The organism is Vibrio sp. 14N.309.X.WAT.E.F5, assembly GCF_030397615.1.
In the GTDB taxonomy this organism is placed as follows: Bacteria; Pseudomonadota; Gammaproteobacteria; order Enterobacterales; family Vibrionaceae; genus Vibrio; species Vibrio lentus.
Genome location: NZ_JAPNXR010000001.1, coordinates 513,666 through 531,802 on the forward strand (window position 1 = coordinate 513,666; position 18,137 = coordinate 531,802).

The 18,137-nt window shown below is 43.2% G+C and carries 18 protein-coding genes and 1 pseudogene; 9 read left to right on the forward strand and 10 right to left on the reverse strand.

Annotated features, from left to right (window positions below; all coding sequences use genetic code 11):
* The first annotated feature begins 280 nt into the window (after nucleotides 1–280).
* The 4 genes from OW495_RS02410 to OW495_RS02425 all read left to right on the forward strand — a co-directional run bounded on the left by OW495_RS02410 (nucleotide 281) and on the right by OW495_RS02425 (nucleotide 2,647).
* The gene (locus OW495_RS02410) at nucleotides 281–658 is read left to right on the forward strand and encodes a hypothetical protein (RefSeq protein WP_102280800.1); all 378 of its coding nucleotides are present in this window, start codon (nucleotides 281–283) and stop codon (nucleotides 656–658) included.
* A gap of 134 nt (nucleotides 659–792) precedes the next feature.
* A complete protein-coding gene (locus tag OW495_RS02415) occupies nucleotides 793–1,443 on the forward strand; it encodes a hypothetical protein (RefSeq protein ID WP_102513601.1) in 651 nt (216 codons plus the stop codon).
* Between the two features lie 138 nt (nucleotides 1,444–1,581).
* Nucleotides 1,582–2,037, forward strand: coding sequence for a GNAT family N-acetyltransferase (locus tag OW495_RS02420; RefSeq protein WP_065103463.1), 456 nt, complete (start codon nucleotides 1,582–1,584; stop codon nucleotides 2,035–2,037).
* Nucleotides 2,038–2,176: 139 nt separating this feature from the next.
* Nucleotides 2,177–2,647, forward strand: a complete 471-nt coding sequence (locus OW495_RS02425) for a hypothetical protein (protein ID WP_102362223.1) — start codon at nucleotides 2,177–2,179, stop codon at nucleotides 2,645–2,647.
* A 49-nt stretch (nucleotides 2,648–2,696) separates the two neighbouring features.
* On the opposite strand, the pseudogene OW495_RS02430 reads toward OW495_RS02425, so the two are convergent.
* Nucleotides 2,697–2,807 (reverse strand): annotated as a pseudogene (locus OW495_RS02430) (IS110 family transposase); the annotation flags it as partial.
* Nucleotides 2,808–2,882: 75 nt separating this feature from the next.
* On the opposite strand from OW495_RS02430, the gene OW495_RS02435 reads away from it, so the two are divergent.
* From OW495_RS02435 to OW495_RS02455, 5 genes are all read left to right on the forward strand, one after another.
* Entirely contained in the window at nucleotides 2,883–3,482 is a 600-nt protein-coding gene (locus OW495_RS02435) for a glutathione S-transferase N-terminal domain-containing protein (RefSeq protein WP_102513600.1), read from the forward strand.
* Between the two features lie 139 nt (nucleotides 3,483–3,621).
* Nucleotides 3,622–4,239, forward strand: coding sequence for an RraA family protein (locus OW495_RS02440; protein ID WP_102362221.1), 618 nt, complete (start codon nucleotides 3,622–3,624; stop codon nucleotides 4,237–4,239).
* Between the two features lie 98 nt (nucleotides 4,240–4,337).
* Complete coding sequence (locus OW495_RS02445) at nucleotides 4,338–4,895, forward strand: nucleotidyltransferase family protein (protein ID WP_102362220.1); 558 nt, start codon at nucleotides 4,338–4,340, stop codon at nucleotides 4,893–4,895.
* 32 nt (nucleotides 4,896–4,927) lie between these two features.
* Nucleotides 4,928–5,062, forward strand: a complete 135-nt coding sequence (locus OW495_RS02450) for a hypothetical protein (protein WP_267240639.1) — start codon at nucleotides 4,928–4,930, stop codon at nucleotides 5,060–5,062.
* Between the two features lie 44 nt (nucleotides 5,063–5,106).
* The gene (locus tag OW495_RS02455) at nucleotides 5,107–5,322 is read left to right on the forward strand and encodes a DUF6434 domain-containing protein (RefSeq protein WP_102362219.1); all 216 of its coding nucleotides are present in this window, start codon (nucleotides 5,107–5,109) and stop codon (nucleotides 5,320–5,322) included.
* Nucleotides 5,323–5,410: 88 nt separating this feature from the next.
* Here the strand turns inward: OW495_RS02455 and OW495_RS02460 are convergent, their stop codons facing one another.
* The 9 genes from OW495_RS02460 to OW495_RS02500 all read right to left on the reverse strand — a co-directional run.
* Nucleotides 5,411–6,919 carry an efflux transporter outer membrane subunit gene (locus OW495_RS02460; RefSeq protein WP_102362218.1) on the reverse strand — a complete coding sequence of 503 codons (1,509 nt, stop codon included), beginning with the start codon at nucleotides 6,917–6,919 and terminating at the stop codon, nucleotides 5,411–5,413.
* 11 nt (nucleotides 6,920–6,930) lie between these two features.
* Complete coding sequence (locus OW495_RS02465; RefSeq protein ID WP_102513598.1) at nucleotides 6,931–10,047, reverse strand: efflux RND transporter permease subunit; 3,117 nt, start codon at nucleotides 10,045–10,047, stop codon at nucleotides 6,931–6,933.
* A gap of 9 nt (nucleotides 10,048–10,056) precedes the next feature.
* Nucleotides 10,057–11,184 carry an efflux RND transporter periplasmic adaptor subunit gene (locus tag OW495_RS02470; protein ID WP_102513597.1) on the reverse strand — a complete coding sequence of 376 codons (1,128 nt, stop codon included), beginning with the start codon at nucleotides 11,182–11,184 and terminating at the stop codon, nucleotides 10,057–10,059.
* 99 nt (nucleotides 11,185–11,283) lie between these two features.
* Nucleotides 11,284–12,162, reverse strand: a complete 879-nt coding sequence (locus OW495_RS02475; protein WP_102513596.1) for a LysR family transcriptional regulator — start codon at nucleotides 12,160–12,162, stop codon at nucleotides 11,284–11,286.
* A 191-nt stretch (nucleotides 12,163–12,353) separates the two neighbouring features.
* On the reverse strand, nucleotides 12,354–13,013 hold the full coding sequence (locus OW495_RS02480; RefSeq protein ID WP_102362215.1) for a sugar transferase: 660 nt from the start codon (nucleotides 13,011–13,013) through the stop codon (nucleotides 12,354–12,356).
* A gap of 9 nt (nucleotides 13,014–13,022) precedes the next feature.
* A complete protein-coding gene (locus OW495_RS02485) occupies nucleotides 13,023–14,210 on the reverse strand; it encodes a glycosyltransferase family 2 protein (protein ID WP_102513595.1) in 1,188 nt (395 codons plus the stop codon).
* Nucleotides 14,207–15,307 (reverse strand): glycosyltransferase, encoded by a 1,101-nt coding sequence (locus OW495_RS02490; RefSeq protein ID WP_289884753.1) that lies wholly within the window; start codon nucleotides 15,305–15,307, stop codon nucleotides 14,207–14,209. The genes OW495_RS02485 and OW495_RS02490 overlap by 4 nt, the downstream gene beginning before the upstream one ends.
* A gap of 319 nt (nucleotides 15,308–15,626) precedes the next feature.
* On the reverse strand, nucleotides 15,627–17,051 hold the full coding sequence (locus tag OW495_RS02495; protein WP_102513593.1) for a chain-length determining protein: 1,425 nt from the start codon (nucleotides 17,049–17,051) through the stop codon (nucleotides 15,627–15,629).
* A partial coding sequence (locus OW495_RS02500) for a glycosyltransferase (protein ID WP_289884756.1) occupies nucleotides 17,048–18,137 on the reverse strand: 1,090 nt, incomplete at its 5' end. The genes OW495_RS02500 and OW495_RS02495, both read right to left, overlap by 4 nt.

The following is an 18,137-nucleotide window of genomic DNA, read 5'->3' on the forward strand; positions in this document are numbered from 1 at the left end:
AAGCCTGCCATTTATGTTCGCATAGATGGTAGGCTTTTTTGTGTTTGGGATAAGTGTAGATGAACAGTGGTTCTATACAGTTCAGGACAATTCTGCCATAACCATACGGCGTGCAAATGTTCTTTATCTTATCATTCGACGTGCTTATCTGTGCTTTAAGTCACTGAAATTATAAAATTAATTGTGGTAGAGTTCCGCTCATATGAAACTAGATAGAATAATTCGGTGTTTAAATGCAGAATTTTTCAGTCTAATAGTTGTTATAAATAAGGGTGGTGTAATGGTTATTAAAGCGATCAAAGCACAGTATCGATTACCGATGAAATATCAAAAAATCACGTCTTATGTTGGCTTTTTGGGTGTAACTCTGGGCATCTTCATATGTACTAAATTAAGCATGTTGTTAGCAGGTTGGTTTGGCGTTGATCTTAATTTACCTTTAAGTCAATTAAATGGTTCAGAGTATAGTGTTTATCAATTTTTAGGTTCACAACTCTTAGTGTTAATACTGTCGGTGTATGCAGGTGTTGTATGTGTCGCGAGCGTTTTTTCTTTAGTAATGTGCCTCTTAGGTAAGTTTAGTTTACGTGAAGCAATTAGTTATACGTTGTTCTCCAAATTTCCTAAGTCATGGATGAACCCATACAAAAATTTATAACAAGCAATTTAAGCAGACTGCCAACGCTTGGCATTTTTAGCTCGGTTTAGCTTCAGTTATTTCGTTGGTAAATTTGCGTGTATTGGTAGTGTTGTCAGTTACTTAATTGGGCGTTAGTTGAATAGGGAAACTTTATGAGAAGGCGTTTAAACTCGGATTTAATTTTTCAGGAACTTGAGCCTAAGCTAAAAGTATTAATTGATAACTATGAAAGTGAAAGTATTTATGCGGTAGTTATTTCTGAAGGCGTTGTTTACATTCATACAGAAGCAGGTTTCAACAAAACTATCAATGAGTACATTGACTGGTGGGATCAAGCAAACAAACCCTTAGACAGTTGGGAAGCGCTTGAAGAATACGAAGAGGATAAGTTAGATACTTGGTCAGATTTGGATGGAATTATAGACACACAAATTCAAGAGAAAGTTAAGGCAAATGATTCTGAGTTGACCGGTACGCATAAAGTTGAGTTGTTGAGGTTGATTAACGCTGAGCGCGCGAGTAACAAGTTAGAGGACACCTATAGGTCCGATGAGACCCGTGAACGAGTAAGGAAAAATATCGGAGATTGGAGCAACCGTTATGCTGTCGCACTTTATGGCATGTCTGGTTATGATGAAGCGGCATATGACGAGCATTATGAATTGAGTGATGATGACCAAAAACTGAGCGAGTATGAAGTCGCGATGCAAGCTTTACTAGAGCTTGTTATGTCTAGCGATCTTTTTAAACGAGTGAACTTATCTTCTGACTTTTATCACCGTACGCAAGAGCACAACTATTAAACGAACAAACTGTTCAATAATAATTCGTAACACGTGGCATTTTACTATGCGTTGGCTTTAGTGTTTAAGGTGGTTACGGTAGCTTTGGCATTCCGTGCCTTACACTTTAAACAAGGCGTTGTAACTTAAGAGGTAAAAATGGAATTTCGTGAAGCAAAAGTTGAAGATCTAGAGCAATTATCTATGCTTTTTCATGCTTACCGTCAGTTGTCGGTGAGCCTAGATAGTACAGCTAGTGAAAGTGAATCTTCAGATTGGATAGCTTCTAGGTTAAATGATGGAAGTGGTGTTTTTCTCCTAGCAATAGCTAAAGAGCAAGTACTTGGTTTTGTAACGTTATACCAAGGATTCAGTTCAATTTCGTTAAAAAAATACTGGGCGTTAAATGATCTTTATGTATCTACCGAAGCAAGGGGATTAGGACTTGGACGAGCCCTAATGGAATTTGCAGAAATGTATGCCAGAAACACTAATGCGAAAGGTATTGAACTAGAAACATCGCTTGATAACGTTGTAGCACAATTACTGTATGAAGAATTAGGTTATTTGGAAAATACAAAATATAAACAGTACTTCAAACAAGTGAAACTATAACAAACAATTTAAGCAGAAAGCCAACACGTAGCATTTTTAATGGCTTTAGCTTGAGTGATTCTGAGTATATTAATAACGTTGTTAGCTGCTTAATTGGACGTTAGGGGCTAGCGATAATTTATCAAAATAAAGGTCAAACATGTTAAGTAGTAAAATTTTTAATAGCTTGGAAATTAGTAAAGAGCTGAGTTCATACATAGAAGGTATTGATGATTACGATGACCCTTATTTTGTAATTTTAAGCTGTGAAAGTAACTTAGATCTCGCCGTTAAATCTATGGTGGATGTCGCAAAAATGTACGAAGACGGCTTGTACAGTTGCGAAGCTTTTGAACTAAATCACTCATTAGTATTGTTTTCAATTAGTTGCGCAATGAAAACAATTAATGCTGTGTCTAATAGAGTACTAGACAGTATTAGTGCTACCGGTTTGTTAGTTCATATATCAGTTTTTCATCACAATAGCCTAGGTGAAGCTCTGGAGACGTTTAAGTGGTCGACGCAGCTTCTAGAAGAGGTTATTCAAGAATCAGGTAATAAGTCATCTATAGGGATTAATGATTTTTCAGATCGCGAAAACTGGGATGGTATTGTTCGGTACAGAAACTAGCACATAACATCAATGACCAGTTCTTGGTTGTGCTTCGAACCCAGATTGTACCATCTTTTAGCATAGTGTTGAGGCTCACAACTACCTTTCGCACACACGCGATTATTCTTACTTTCTTAGACTTTCCTAATGCTAAAAGTCGAACGTAAGTCGCTTTGAATATAGTGTTATTTTCCTCGCTTGGTAATTTGATTTTTTATCGTGGTTAGTATTGGTTTGATAGTCGGGAGGATGTATGGAAGTTTTGTTTTATAGCGCAAAAGGCTCGAACAGCTCTGAAAGAGTGGAGTGGGTGCTCAACTTCAAGGGGATACATTTCGATAGAATAGAGGTGGGCTCTAGCGAACTAGTGACAACGTACTTAGATATAAACCCTTTTGGTTATGTTCCATCACTTTCTGTCGATGGTTCTGTGTTTTCTGAATCAATGGCGATTATCGAGTATCTGGAAGAACGCTTTCCTAAGCCAACCTTATTTGGCAAAAATCTTGATGAAAAAACTCATATCCGAAGAGTTTGTGAATACGTAAATACCAGCATCCACTCTCCCCAAAACAGAACCGTATTAAAGTTCATGCGTCCAGAGTTAGATGAAATGTCAAAGCGCGAACTTCGTGGGGATTGGATTATGAGGTGCCTAGAAAAGCTAAGTACGTCAATTTGCCGTGAATCAGGATTGGCAGTGGGTAACAGCTTTAGTGTCGCCGATATATTTGTGGCTTCAATCTATAAAAAAGCGTTACAACATGGTTGTGTAAAAAGTGACTTTTACGATAAGCATTTGATGTACGTTAGGGCAAATGAAAGTGCCTTGGTTTCTGAGCCACAAGCATAATAAACAACATAAAATAGATTCGATATGCGTGGCATTTTTTACTATGCATTTTTTGTGATTAGGCATATGCCGAAGCATCGTGTTGAGTGCCTCACACCTCAATCCGGCACCAGACTTAGTTTAAACATGGAGTGTAAATATGAAGCAAGATTTTTCTGAATTAGCGACCACCGATTACGGAAACATATTGAGTAACGGCCACTTTATTGATTTCAATATTGGTCCTCTTTGGCAGGGTATGCCGAGAATTTTTGGTGAAGCATTTACGGTTCAGTTAACTTCGGGCGATAACCTAATGCTTCATGCTGCAATATACGAAGCACCCGAGGGGTCTATCATTGTTGTCGATGGCGTTGATAGCAAATATGCGGTAGCTGGCGGCAATGTATGCGCAGTCGCTAAGAGTCGAGGAATAAAAGGCTTTATTATTGATGGTGTAATTCGGGACTTGAGTGAAATTTCAGATATGGAGTTTCCAGTTTTTGCGAAAGGCGTCCATCCGGTACCGGGAAAAAAAGAGGTCTACTCTGAATTAGGTGTTTCAATCACTTGTGGGGGAGCAAACGTCTCTACGGGAGATTTCATCGTTGCTGATGTAGAGGGTATTGTCGTTATTCCTAAATCAAGAAAAGATGAAGTATTTGTCATGGCTTCAAAGAAAGCACGTGAAGAAGCTTCATTAAAACTAGCTGAGTGGGAAATGAATCATAGGGCTAAAATAGCTCAAGCAATAACCTCTGCGAAACAAAAAGCTTAGCTGATGTTTCAAGTTGATTCGCTGTCTGCGCCATTTCTATTCGAACTCGCTGTGCGGCGTTCGTTGCTCACGACTTAACGCAGCATCATTAAGTTAATATGAACAAACAAAAACTTGAATCCCTAATTCACCAAGTTCCTGAGTTAATCGAAACCGCTAAAGTGTGTCGTGAAGTAGGCTTGCCAAACTTCTATATCGCAGGCGGTGCAATTACTCAAGTCATCTGGAATAGCATCGAACGCAAACCGCTTCTCGATAAGGTTAAAGACTTTGATATTGTCTATTTCGACAACTCTAATCTTTTCACCGAAGATGAATTCAAAAGTCGTATTAGTGCACGATTGAGCCATTGCGTAGACGTGGATGTGAAAAACCAAGCAACCATACATGAGCGCTATGCTGAGAAGTTCGGTTGTTCCATTCAACCATATGAGCGTGTTGAGCAAGGTATTGAATCTTGGCTTTCTGCGTTTGCCATTGGGTTTACTCTCGATAATTCAGAAAACATCACACTGTTCGCGCCTTATGGGTTAGATGACGCATTCAACATGTTGATCAAGCCAAATAAACAAGCAATGACCGAAGCGAACTACAACAAAATGACGGCTGGTTATAAGGCTAGGTGGCAGCAAGTACAAGTGCTATCTTGGAGTTGACTTACTAATAAACTGTTCATGGAGGAATTATTATGGGAACTATAATTGGTTTAGTCATTCTTGCTGCAATAGATTGGTATCTGGTTCGTAAAACAGGGTTCCATATTCATCAATGGATTTCTAGGAAGTACGCAGAGCATCTACAAGGCAAGGAAAACAGTAAATAGTGTTGGCGTGGTTCGATTGTGCGTTTTAAGGAAGATGAGAGAGCATGGAAAAGGTTGATTGGCACAAAAATCAGATTGACGAGAATACGTTAATCACGGATAGCTACAAAACGACTCAGAATGTTCGTCGCTATTTCAAATCCCAATTTGGTGACCAGTTTAAGTTCGATCGTGATTTCATGCTTTGGATGAAGAATGCCACTGGATTGACGATGGGTGATGCCGCGCAAGAATGGGCGAAGCGTTATCAAGTTAAGTAATAACGTTTTATACGATTACAAAAATACCGCTGATTGATTCAGCGGTATTTTTTATTGTGCTTATCGTTTTGATAAGTAACGTATAGGTCTAGTTCAAAGAGGCTACTTCAACGCTTTGTGTCTCGTTTGCGACTTTCCAATCACCCCCTAGGGCCTTGTACACCGCAATCGTGGTATTAGCGGTTTGCAGTTTGGCTGCGACTTGGCGGTCTTGCATCATCTTCTGTTGTCGTTGTGCATCGAGCACCGATAAGTAATCCACTAGACCGGCTTTGTACAACGATTTGGCTTTGCTCACGGCGTTATCGACCGCGTCTGTTGCTTCATCAATGCGCTTTTGGTTTTCTTGGCTACGACCGTAAGCAAACAAGCTTGAATCGACTTCTGCGAATGCGCTGTCTACCGAATGTTGGTAGTTGAGTGCAGCAGAGCGAAATCTTGCCTCGTTCATCTCAACCATGGCTTCACCTCGGCCACCATCAAACACATTCCAACTGATACCCGCAGACGCTGCCCAACCAAATGAGTCGCTACTGAACAAGTCATCAAAACTTCCAGCCGTGACACCTGGTGTGCCCGTTAAGAAGAACTTTGGATAACGATTGGCGATGCTTGCGCCAAGCTCTTCGTTAATGGCCGCCATTTCACGCTCTGCGATACGGATGTCTGGGCGTTGTTCTAACAAGTCAGAAGGTAAGCCCGTTGGGATAACATCGTTCATGCGTGGCAAGGTAAATTCGCCCGCTAAACGTTGGTTGATGTTCGCTAGCGATTCTCCCAACAACACTGCCATACGCTGCTTGTGAACTTGTTCTGCAATTTCTAACTGTGGAACAATCGACTCTGTGGCTGCGAGCATCGCTTTGGCTTGAGCAAGATCCAACTCAGAACCATAACCGCTGCGAACCACTTTGGTCACCAACTCAAGTGTACGTTGTTGGTCTTGGATGTTATCCATCGCAATCGCTTTGCGTTCTTGCGCGCCTCGATATTGCAGGTAGTTGTGAATCACGTCTGCAGTAATCAGTGTGTTCAAGCCTGATTGGAATATCTCGGCTTGTTCTACTCTAATCGTTGCCGCGTTAGATTGTCTGTCGATACGCCCAAATAAGTCCATTTCCCATGCGATACTCGCGCCTAAGAAACCGCCATCGTGTTGTGCATCAAGTAATGACATGCCGGTTGCCGATTGAACGGCATCAGACGCGCCAAATACAGGGCCGAGTAGGGAGTCGTTCTCACTCAATTGATAGTTGTAGTAACCTCCGCCGACATTGACTGTTGGCACTTTGAAAGATTCAACGACACTCTTGTATGAGTTAGCCATGTTGATTCGTTCAGCTGCGAGTTTGAGTGGGATGTTCTGACTTTGAACATCGGCCACCAACTGGTTAAGCGTTGGATCATTGAACTGTGTCCACCAGTGAGTATTTGATTGGTTTGTTTCGCTTTCGCTTTGGCTTTGACTCTCTTGGCTGTACAAGAAGGTTTCTGCCATAGTGGTTTGCGGCTCTTCGTAATCAGGGCCAACCGCACAGCCTGTCAGTAACAAAGCTAGGGCAATAGGAGCCACTTTAAATCTAGGTAATAGATACATGTTATTGCTCCTTATTGAGTGATGTTTGATTGTTGAGTCTGTGCGCTGCCATTCGGCGTTGCATCAAGGACAACAATTGCGTCTTGGATTGCTTCGTTTACCGTTATGCCATTCTCTTCTGAACGATAGAAGAGTTTATACAACGCAGGCATCACGAAGAGAGACAACACGGTCGCTGCTGCCAAGCCACCTATGATAGTTGCGGCCATTTGGTCGAACAGTAGATCAGTAAGTAGTGGGATCATGCCGAGTGCGGTGGTTAGTGCACCCATTGAGATCGCCATAGTGCGGTTTACTGTCGCTTCTTTGATTGCGTCCGACAGTGAGCGACCACCTTTACGTTCAAGCTCAATTTGGTCCATTAATACAATGCCGTTTTTGATGATCATACCCGTGAGAGTTACCGCACCAATCAACGCCATAAAGCCGAAAGGTTTATCCAATAACAACAAACTGAATGTGGCACCTGTTGCTGCCAACGGCAGGGTAGTGAAGATGATGACGGGTTGTTTGAAACCGTTAAACATCGCCACCAAGATGATGACCATTAACAAGATCGCTTTTGGCAGTTGCTTAAGAATATCGCTGACGGCTTTGTGTTCGTCGTAGTATTCACCCCCCCATTCAAGGCTGTAACCCGGTGGAAGTGCGATAGCTTCAATATCATCAATTACTGAGTTTCTTACCGCCGCTGGCGTGGTGTAACGACCAACACCGGCTTGTGCTGTTATGGTTTTCACGCGGTCGCGACGCCAAATCATGGTCTCTTCGCTAGTCAGTTCAAATCCATCGACAACTTGACCCAGTGGCACGCTGTGTAAGCCAAGTAACGAGCGAACGGGTAATGTTTCTAGTGATTCGATTGAGTTTTCAGTACCACGTAATTGAATGGTGACTAATTCATCGTTTAGGTTCATGCGACCCAAAGGCATACCTTCAGACGCACGTTTCATAGCAAAGGCAATATCAGCACGGTTAATACCTGCAAGGCGAACCTTATCTTGGTTGATGATCGGCTCTAGCACTTTGCTCTTTTGACGCCAGTCATCACGCACGTACTTAGTATCTGGATGTGCTTGGAAAATGGCTTTCGCTTGGTTTGATAAGCCATGTAAAACGTCTACATCTGGGCCTGAGAAGCGTACTTCGACGCTGAACTTGTCTGAGGTCGCCAGTTTCAAGCTTCTAAAGCGCGGGTCGGCGTTAGGAAATTCTTGAGTTAACCATTTGTCACCACGAGCAATTAGTGGGCTCAATGATGGGAAATCAGTCGCGTTGATTAGGATCTGCCCATAAGCTGGGTCGAACGGTTCTGGCTCAATCGTTACAGAGAAGCGGGGCGCACCTGCACCGACATAAGTCGAGATACTTTCCACTTCAGGTTGTTCAAGTAACCATGCTTCGATACGTTTCATGTCTTCCGACGTTTGTTCAACCTTGGCACCATTTGGTAGCCAGTAATCAAGGAACAAGATCGGTCTGTCTGCTTGAGGAATGAAATTAATCGCGACATTTGGGATAGCAAAAGCCGTCACTAAGATAAGTGGAATTAAGCCACTCAGCGCTTTTAATGGGTTATCGACTGTCCAATTAACGCTCTTGCGGTATAAGCTGACTTTGGTGTCTGTTTTCTGTTTGGTTGGTTTGATGAACATCCAACACATCAGGGCGGTGAACGTCATTGCCACGAACCAAGACAGCAGCAGTGAAGAAGCGATGATTAAGAATACCGAACTCGCAAATTCAGCGGCATCTGTCTGAGAGAAGATAACCGGGCTGGCCCCCATGATTGCGATAACGGTAGCGCCAAACAGTGGGGTTGCTGTCTCTTTCACTGAATCGATAGCCGCAATAGTACGGTCGATACCTTTGTTGATCTTTACGATCATCATGTCGGTAATCACAATTGCATTATCAACCAACATACCAAGTGCGAGGATAAATGTACCCAGAGACACACGGTGCAAATCAATCGCAGTAATGTTCATGTAGATCAGCGTTAGTAGAATGGTCAGCAATAAGCTTGAACCCACGATCGTTGCACTCTTTAAGCCCATGAAAATCGACAGCACGACAAATACAATCGCGACACTTTCAAGTAGGTTACTAACAAAGTTATCTATGGATTTTTGAACCTCTTCAGGTTGGTTAGCTACGGTTGCAACTTCAACACCCAATGGCAGCGATGCTTGGAACTCGTTAACGATGCGGTTGATGTCATCGCCCAGAGATACCACATTCACGCCAGAGACCGGACTCATTGCGAGAGTTACTGCTGGGACACCGTTGTAGCGGTTTTCCGTCATCATCGGTTCTTGATAACCCATGGTCACTTCAGCAATATCACCAAGTCGTAGCAGGCCCGTTCCTAACTCACTCACGCCACCTTTGATCATCAGATTTTTAATATCAGCGAGCGAAGTGAATTGGCTCGACTGTTGAACACGAATACGCTCGCCACCGGCAGAGAATTTACCCGCATCAAATGTGGTGTTCTGTGTGTTCAGTTGGCTCCAAACCTGAGCCATGGATAAACCATATTGAGCCAAGCGTTCGTCTGGAATATCGATATGAACCACGCGAGGCTGAACGCCGTGCAACTCGACTTTCTTAATGCCGTCTACGGTCTTAATGCGACGTTGTAACTCTTCCGCGTAGCTGCGAAGTTCTGAGGGTGAAGCATCTGCGCCATACACAGAGAAAAGCATGCCGTACACTTCAGAGAACTCATCTTGTACGATGCTGATCTGTGCCGTGCTTGGTAACAGCATTTTCATGTCTGATACTTTACGACGAAGTAAGTCCCACTCTTGTGGCAGTTCTTTTGAGTTCAGCGATTCTTTTAAGTCAACAAACACCATCGACATACCCGGACGAGAAAGCGAGCGCAGTCGGTTTAGGTTTGCCATTTCTTGGAGCTTGGTTTCAACTGTGTCCGTGACTTGTTGTTCTACTTCTTCGGCTGATGCGCCTGGGTAGAGTGTTACCACGACGGCCGTTTTAATGGTGAAGCTTGGGTCTTCAAGTTTACCGAGGTCGAAGTAAGAGTAGAGTCCGGCAATCACGCTCAATGCGGTGAAGAACAAGACGAAGGTTCGTTGTTTTATGGCAAAGTCAGCTAAGTTCATGGTACTCACCTACAAATTTTTAACTTGGATTGATGAAAAATGTTGGCCTTCTTGAACGTATTGAGCGCCGTTCACAACGACATAGTCACCATCGTTGAGTTCTGATTCGACACACGCTGTATTTTCAGCGAGTGACGCAACATGTACGGAAACTGATATTGCTTGCGAGTCCTTGATGGTGAACACTTGTTCGTTGCCTGATTGGTTAACGATGGAAGAGTAAGGTAGGCAAAAATTGTTGCTTTTTTCACCCAGTTGAGTAGTGAGGGTGACGGCTTTACCAGGCAGTAAACGAAGGGTGTCGTTCTTTGTTAAGTCATCTAAGCGATAAGTGACTGAGTAAGTTTGTTTGATTGGGTGAGGGAGTGTTGAGATCTCAGTTGCTTGGCCTGTGATAGAGTTTTTTGCGTTATACCAACTAATGGTTGCTTGTTGATCGGCTTTGAATTGATGAATTAAGTTTTCAGGTACATCAATGGTGACTTCAAGCTTTTCTGGCTTGTGAATGGTGAAAACCGAGATTCCCGGAAGTACTTGTTCGTATTGATCGAAATTTGAAGATGCAACCACGCCATCGAATGGCGCAAGCAGGCGAGTGTAGCGAACCGAGTCTTTGGCTCGACGAATGTTTTGCTCAACCACTTTAACGGCGGCTTCGCTGCGTTCGTAACCGCTGATCGCACGGTCTAAATTGACGTTGGCAATCGCGTTGTCAGCAATCGCTTGTCTTACTCGAGCTAATTCTGCTTTTGCTAATTTATGAGCCGATTTTGCTTCTAACGCACGAGCTTGTAGCTCCTCTAACGCAACTTGGTAATCGTGCGGATCTAGCTGAGCTATCGCTTGGCCTTTCTTAACGCTGTCGCCAGTTTTTACTAACAATTCTTGAATGGTACCGGGAACGCGAAAAGCCACGCCTGCTGTTTCAACCGATTGGAGCTTACCCGTAAAGGTTTTGCTGGCTTGTTGAGATTTCGATTCAAGTTGGATGACTTGAATTGGGCGCGCTTCCGTTGTTTTGATCGAAGCTGCTGACGGTTCCAGAGAAACAGATGGCTCCGTGACAACAGACTGATTGCAACCGATAAGAGGCAAAAGAGTGGCGGCGAGTAGAGAGTAGCGATAGATAGACATCATGAATTGCTCCGAAATATTGATGGGGCAATTCTATCGAGATGACGCGCAGAGATAATCAGTGCTAACGGTATAACACTGTCACATTATTTGAGACAATAATTAGAGTTTTGGTAATTCTTGTAATAAGAAATCAATCAATAACTGGCTGGCATGACTCAATGCTTTTCGCTGTGGATACAGCAACCACGCTTCTTCTTTTTCCAAAGTCTCAGTCGGGAACAGGTTGACCAGTGAGCCTTCTTTGAGCTCTTGTCGAACCATCAATTGGGGTAATAAGGCAATGCCTCGGTGACGGGTAGAGGCACCTTTCACAAAGCCAATACTGTCACTGACGATAGACGGTTCAACTTTCACAACTTGATTCGATATTTCCCACTCTTTATCTATATCACCACTTGGCCAGCGGAAACACACAAACGGAAATTTAGACAGTTCTTCAAGCTTTGTGGGTTTGCCTGACTTAGCGAGGTATTCAGGGCTAGCAACAAAAATACGCTGTAAATCCATTACCTTACGAGCGACGACATTCGAATCTCTTAGTCGTCCTCCATGCATAGCAAGATCTAACCCTTGACGATACATGTCGATAAATCCATTACTGATACTGCGAATATCAAGCTCAACCTCTGGGTAGAGATCTTGGAACTTAAATAGGGTGGCTTGAACAATATCACCGGTTTCAGGGAGCAAACCTATCTTCACGCGACCATGTGGTACTTCCAATAAGTTAGACGCCATGTGATTGGCCTTTTCAAGCGCGCTCAGTGCTTTCAACAACTCGTTGTAATAGAGTTCGCCCGACTTAGTCACCGATAAACTGCGTGTTGTACGAAAGAAAAGCTGCATGTTGAGTGCTTTCTCTAGATCGTTAATACGTCTACTCACGTTCGCTCGAGGCACGTCCAGTGCGTTGGCGGCAGCGGTAAAGCTTCCGAGTTCAACAACAGTAGTGAATAGCTTGAGATCTTCGATTTTCATAGGAGATACGCTTTGAATACAGGGCTGGAATATCTGTTCGGTATCGTATACCAAATAGTATATAAAATCGAAAAAACCAATGAGTAATCAGCTACTCATTGGTTTTAATAGGACTTGAATCAAAAAGAGAGGGACTAGTACAAACTGATACTGACAGCAGTTAGCAGTTAGTTGTTAGTAAAGTCTACTTTTTAACGCCCTCGGCCATCGACCATCACAACAATCGTCTTCGTGATAATGCTCAGGTCAGCAGCAATCCAAGATTTTACAGAACATAGACTCAGTGCGTAACTATGGTCAAAACCGACTTTGCGGCGAACATCATCAATGCAAGTGTCATAGCCTTGATTGACCTGAGCAAGCCCCGTAATACCAGGCATGACGCCATAAGTACGGTCTGCAAAGTATGGGATTTCATTCTCTAACTTGTTGTAGAAGGTTGGGCGTTCAGGGCGCGGACCAATCAACGACATTTCACCTTTAAGCACATTGAACAACTGGGGTAGTTCATCAAGTCGTGTCTTTCTCAAAAAACGACCCACAGGTGTTATACGAGGGTCATTCTGTGTAGCCCAAACCGCACCAGATCGAGTTTCTGCATCTTGATACATACTACGAAACTTCATGATTTCAAAAATCTCCATTTTTTCTGGTGTCGATTTTCCCACGCGCAGTTGGCGATAGAAGATAGGACCGCGAGAAGTCAATGCAATGGCCAGTGCGATAAAAGGGAATACCGGAGATAAGACGACTAACGCGAGTAAAGAGCTAACAAAATCAAAAGTTCGTTTCGCGCGAGAAATCTTGCTTTGGTATAGGTTTTGGTTTGATAGTTGGTCAATATTCATCATAGTCAGTCCTTAACGATTAGCTCTAGTCCAAGGGGAGTTTTCAAGTCCTAATAGGTAACGTACGCCACCAATGAAGTTGGCATAATGACCAACGATTAAATAGGAAATTAAAGAAACAGGTTTGTTGATGAGTCTGCTAGGCAAGATGCAACCAAGTACACCAATGCTGTAAACAAACACTTGTGCCCAAAGAAGTACTTCAAACAATAGATATTCGTTGAGTAATATTGAGCATATTAAGCACACAATCATTAGATATGGGGTTAACAGTCGTAGCCCTTTTCCTGAAAAGAACGCAAAAGCGATGCCTTTGAATTTAGGGCTGAACAGGCCAAACAAACGTATGGCTTGTTGCATGTTGCCTGCTGAGATTCGCAGCCGTCTATTGAAGTCAGTCTTAAGATTTGACTCTTCCAGCTCCAGTGCAACCATCTGTGTTTCGTATTCTGCGATGTAGCCTTGTTTGACTATCTGCATTGGTAAAATGAAATCGTCGTTAATAGTATTAAGTGGTAGTGGTGTAAACAATGCCGTTCTGAACAGATAAAAAGCACCGTGCGAACCTAAACTTGAACCAAATGACGCTTCGCACTCTTTCACTGATGTTTGATACTGCCAATATGCATCTTCACCTACATTACCTGTTGGACATAATTGATAGGTTGCGTTTACCACACCAACCGCGTCACTTTCAAAGTGAGCAGCAGCAATCAACAGTGCATCTAATGAAATCAGGGCAGACACGTCACTGAGCGCTGTAATATTGCTGGTAATATTAGTCACTTCTTCATTGAGTACCGCCACTTTACCTCTGTTTTGAACATGGTCGTGTATCTCAAAGTGAATGTCGCTACACATTGCTTCTTGGATGGTCATTTGGGCGATATTTACTGTGTCGTCGGTACAGCCATCGCAAGCAATCACGACACGCAGTTTCGTTCTTGGATAATCTAACGCCGCTAAGTTACGAATCTTATCTGCTATCCATTGTTCTTCGTTAAACGCAGGAACAAGAACAGTGACCGTTGGAAGTGTGCAATCCTGTTGTTCATCTTTGTAACAACGAGAGCTTTCGCTCACAGTACGCGCTGGATGATGTCTTGCATACCAACGCAACAGAATTGGATACGCCGCGTGATGATAAACAATCAAGACCCCAGAAAATAAACATAGGCTCGCGAGCAAAAGATCCATCATGCGCATACTCCCTTTGAAATATCGTCGTAAGATTCAACCATTTTTACTATGTCAAAGTTATCTAACACATAAGTACGAGGCGATAAGAATCGTTCGTGTTGGTTGTCTAGTAGCGCGCTAGCTAATCCCGTAATACTCCCTTTATTCACAAGCGTTCCACTGACTGGGCATAAGGTTTCATCAACGGCCCCTACATTCATCGCAACGGTAGGGACGTTACATGCTTGTGCCTCAAGAGTTGAAAGCGGTAACCCTTCATGACGTGAAGGTAAGCAGAAAGTATCCAGAGCGCCGTAAAAAGTAGTCATGTCTTCAACTAAGCCAAGAAAGATAACGCGATCATCAAGGTTTAGTCTGTTGGTCAGTTGCGCTAATTTTTTTTGTTTGGAACCGCCACCTGCAAATACGACAACCATATTTTGGGGCAGCAGTGCGAGAGCTTTGATGAGTTGGTCTTGGCCTTTAACGTGTTCCAATCGGCCTGCACAACCAATGATGTGCTTATCTTGTGGTAGATTTAACGCTGTTCTCGCGTCTATCTTCGACATCGGCTTGAATTTGTTGCAATCAACGCCGTTCTTAATGGTAATGATGTTCTCGTATGAGAAAGCAGAACGGAGTTGTTTGTAAACACGAGTTGCGTCAGCGACCAATGTTGGTTGAGCGGCCTTAAGCGCTAATGCCTGTAAGCGTCGGCGCTTGTCATCTTGAAGGTGCCAAGCGTCATGCTCAGTATGAATACGCGTTGGAACACCTGATACACGAGCAGCGTAACCCGCATAGAGTAGAGGACCGATGTGATGTGTGTGAACGACATCAGGGCGAATTCCTCTAAATGCTTTGATGAGTTTTATGATGATGTTGAATTGAACACCGGGCTCTTTGTCTAAAAACACAATTTGATTGTGGTAAGGCTGAAGCTTCGGCCAGTTCTTGATGGATTCGTCTTTGGTACCTTCAAGACTGACGATCAACACTTGATCAGCTGGCTTAGCAAGGCGCAGAAGATCCAGAGTTAACGTCTCCAAACCGCCAGGAGCAAGGTGCTGAACAACATGTATTATCTTTTTGCCATTCTTTGTGTTTTGCTTTCCCATAATATTGCTCCCTTCAGTAACGCTCTAATGTTGCAACCTAGCTTTCTGTTTCGTTCTGTTGTTACCAGTGCACGTGCCGTGCCAGTTAATTATTTGATAATTTTCAATTAGTTACATATGATTGAAGTTGAGGGTAAGGCAATTCTCAAAATAGGAATCAAAACAGAATCTGTGGCTGAAAGAATGATAAGAAAATCGGAGAGTTAATGGTCAAAGTGAAAACTGGCTACCAAAACCAACACAATTAAAAACGCCAGCGAGAGGCTGGCGTCTTCATGTGTGCTTAGCTAATTCTGGTTATGGCGTGAGTGCTTTGTGGCTAACTCATTCTAGGAATAACAGTAATAACGGGCACCCCCAAGATATCTTCAATTTCATCTTTTCGTTTGATTGAAGAATCAAACAGTTCGAACAATATCGCCAAACCGGTTCCTAAGCCGATGCCGGCAACTAGACCTGCAAGAATGAAGACGAATGCCGGCATGTTAGACTTGATGCTGGGTGTAAAGGGTAAATCGATAATCTTCACACGTTTGTTTTGTTCAAAAACACCTAATGATCCGGTTAATTGCGCCATCTCGTAACGTTCGGTGAGTTCATCGTAAAGCTGACGTTTAATATTCACATCACGTTGCAAGCGATACATCTCTTTTGCGTTCTCACCAAAGTTATTCGCTTTGTTTTCCAATTCAAAAATCATTGTACGAAGGCTTTTGGTTTCTTCGGTTAAAGACTCATAACGAGCTCGAACCAATTGCAAGCTATGGAGCTGTGTCACTAACAAAGGTTGAATGTCGGAAAGCTTGTTTAATGTCGTGCTACTCGCGATGTCCCACAATTGATCGCTGTTCATGCCAGGTTGTTTTTGTTCCAACAGCGCTTTTCGTTCATTCTCAAGTCTTTCTAGTTCACGAACTTTGGCTTGCACTGCACTGTGCTGGTTTGTGTATTTTGCTTGTAGCAGGGTAAGCGCACTACGAATATCGATGATCTGATCTTCTAAACGTCCGATAACTGGGTTCGTTTTTGAGAGTTGTTGGTCAATTGAACCCAAGCTTTTTTCTACACCTGATAGCTCTGCTTCTTTCTCTGCAAGTGTTTGTTTTAACGACGCTAATCGGTTTAAACTTTGGCTCTGAACTTCAGGTGTCGAATGCACATTTTCATTCACGTACAGCGCAAGTGCTTCTTCCGCTTTTCTAAGCTCGGCACTTCGTTCATCGATGTGGATTTTAAGGAAACTACTGGAGTCTTGAATCGAAGAACGTTCTGGTGCCAATAACTGCTCGATAAAGTGTTCACTGACAGAACGAAGTGTGTCTTCCATACCTATAGGCGTATCCGAGCTTAGGCTTATCTTTAGAAAATCTTTTCCTAATTGTGTGACTGACAAACGTTGTGATAGGTCGGTAATGATTTCTTGTTTCTCTACATTCGACATATCTGGAGTCGTCAGTTCAAGCTCTTGTGCTACTGAGTAAAGGACATGTCGACTGTGGAGCAAGGTGCGAAGTGCACTCATACGGTCTTTGAGCATGGTGGATACCGCAATATCTTCAAGAAACGGGTTCATCTTAGCCGTTTCCTGAATCAACATGCTGGTATGAGCATCGTATTTTGTTGGCGCCAACTTACTTACTCCGAAACCAACGAAAGGCAGAATGAGAATAGGCACCAAAATCACGTAGCGTTGACGCCACGCTGCATTCAATAAAACCAACAGGCGCAATTTTAGATTATTCATAATAGCTCCAACATCCAATGTACGAAGTTACCGCGGTTTTGCCAACTGTCCTTTGAGACAACAGAGACAGGGGTATTTTGTTGGTTACGAGCTCGGTTTAGAGCCTCCACCATTTGTTCCGCGCTCTCTACGGTTGATACATGCTCTTTGTAAGGAAGAAGCGCCGGAAACGGTGTTGCGATGATTGGCGTTCCGGCTGCAAGGTATTCCATGAGTTTTAAAGGGCTGCATGCGCGGATTTGTTCATTATCAACAAAAGGAAGTAAGCTCACATCCCAATGTTGTGAGTAGCTTGGCAGGGTATGATGAGGACGAGGCCCAAGGTAATGCACGTTATCAAGTTCAGGCAACGACAGGGTATCTAACTCGTTTGGACCAATGAAGACGAAATCCCATTCAGGCATAGCTTGAGCAACATGTTCGAGTAACGAATAATCTAACCACTTTGATAGGCTTCCATAAAAACCAGCGATAGGGCGGTGTTCACTTGGTAGGTCATGTGCTCTTGGTACTGGGGTCGAAAATAAACTGACATCGACTCCGTGAGGCAGCAGTTGAGCTTTGTCTTTAGGGAACTTCGTCATCAAGTTTTCGCTGGCTGCAAAAATGAGGTCAGATTTTTCAATTAATTCGGATTCATGTGCAGCAACAGTTTGATGGTCAACACCAGCCAAAGCGCTAAAATCATCGCCACAATAATACACAACAGCGGATTCATTGAGGTGTCCGCACAGGTCAACAGCCGTCGGCAATGATGTCCATAGAATTGGAGCGTGCAAATCAAGCTCTGCAATAATCGGCTTTAGTTGTTTTAACATCATCCATTGAGCCAACTGACGTGCAATAGCAGACGAGGGCGCAGGAATGGTTCTGAGGTTAACGATGGTTATGTTGTCCACCTCATTTGAATCAAGCATGTTCTGAGTCACTGCTTTAGTTTTGCCAAACAGTTTGTTGGACGCTCTTTGGATATCTTTGACACACAATTTTGGCTGTCTTAAACCAATGGAGTTTACCCATAACACTTTATGTTTTTCAGCAAGGTGACGAACCAAATGCTGAGTAGACGAAGGTAGACCACCGAAA

Bases quoted from the DNA above. Each gene is read 5' to 3' on its own strand.
- OW495_RS02410 (WP_102280800.1), top strand. From the start codon at position 281: ATGGTTATTAAAGCGATCAAAGCACAGTATCGATTACCGATGAAATAT.
- OW495_RS02415 (WP_102513601.1), top strand. From the start codon at position 793: ATGAGAAGGCGTTTAAACTCGGATTTAATTTTTCAGGAACTTGAGCCT.
- OW495_RS02420 (WP_065103463.1), top strand. From the start codon at position 1,582: ATGGAATTTCGTGAAGCAAAAGTTGAAGATCTAGAGCAATTATCTATG.
- OW495_RS02425 (WP_102362223.1), top strand. From the start codon at position 2,177: ATGTTAAGTAGTAAAATTTTTAATAGCTTGGAAATTAGTAAAGAGCTG.
- OW495_RS02435 (WP_102513600.1), top strand. From the start codon at position 2,883: ATGGAAGTTTTGTTTTATAGCGCAAAAGGCTCGAACAGCTCTGAAAGA.
- OW495_RS02440 (WP_102362221.1), top strand. From the start codon at position 3,622: ATGAAGCAAGATTTTTCTGAATTAGCGACCACCGATTACGGAAACATA.
- OW495_RS02445 (WP_102362220.1), top strand. From the start codon at position 4,338: ATGAACAAACAAAAACTTGAATCCCTAATTCACCAAGTTCCTGAGTTA.
- OW495_RS02450 (WP_267240639.1), top strand. From the start codon at position 4,928: ATGGGAACTATAATTGGTTTAGTCATTCTTGCTGCAATAGATTGGTAT.
- OW495_RS02455 (WP_102362219.1), top strand. From the start codon at position 5,107: ATGGAAAAGGTTGATTGGCACAAAAATCAGATTGACGAGAATACGTTA.
- OW495_RS02460 (WP_102362218.1), bottom strand. From the start codon at position 6,919: ATGTATCTATTACCTAGATTTAAAGTGGCTCCTATTGCCCTAGCTTTG.
- OW495_RS02465 (WP_102513598.1), bottom strand. From the start codon at position 10,047: ATGAACTTAGCTGACTTTGCCATAAAACAACGAACCTTCGTCTTGTTC.
- OW495_RS02470 (WP_102513597.1), bottom strand. From the start codon at position 11,184: ATGATGTCTATCTATCGCTACTCTCTACTCGCCGCCACTCTTTTGCCT.
- OW495_RS02475 (WP_102513596.1), bottom strand. From the start codon at position 12,162: ATGAAAATCGAAGATCTCAAGCTATTCACTACTGTTGTTGAACTCGGA.
- OW495_RS02480 (WP_102362215.1), bottom strand. From the start codon at position 13,013: ATGATGAATATTGACCAACTATCAAACCAAAACCTATACCAAAGCAAG.
- OW495_RS02485 (WP_102513595.1), bottom strand. From the start codon at position 14,210: ATGATGGATCTTTTGCTCGCGAGCCTATGTTTATTTTCTGGGGTCTTG.
- OW495_RS02490 (WP_289884753.1), bottom strand. From the start codon at position 15,307: ATGGGAAAGCAAAACACAAAGAATGGCAAAAAGATAATACATGTTGTT.
- OW495_RS02495 (WP_102513593.1), bottom strand. From the start codon at position 17,051: ATGAATAATCTAAAATTGCGCCTGTTGGTTTTATTGAATGCAGCGTGG.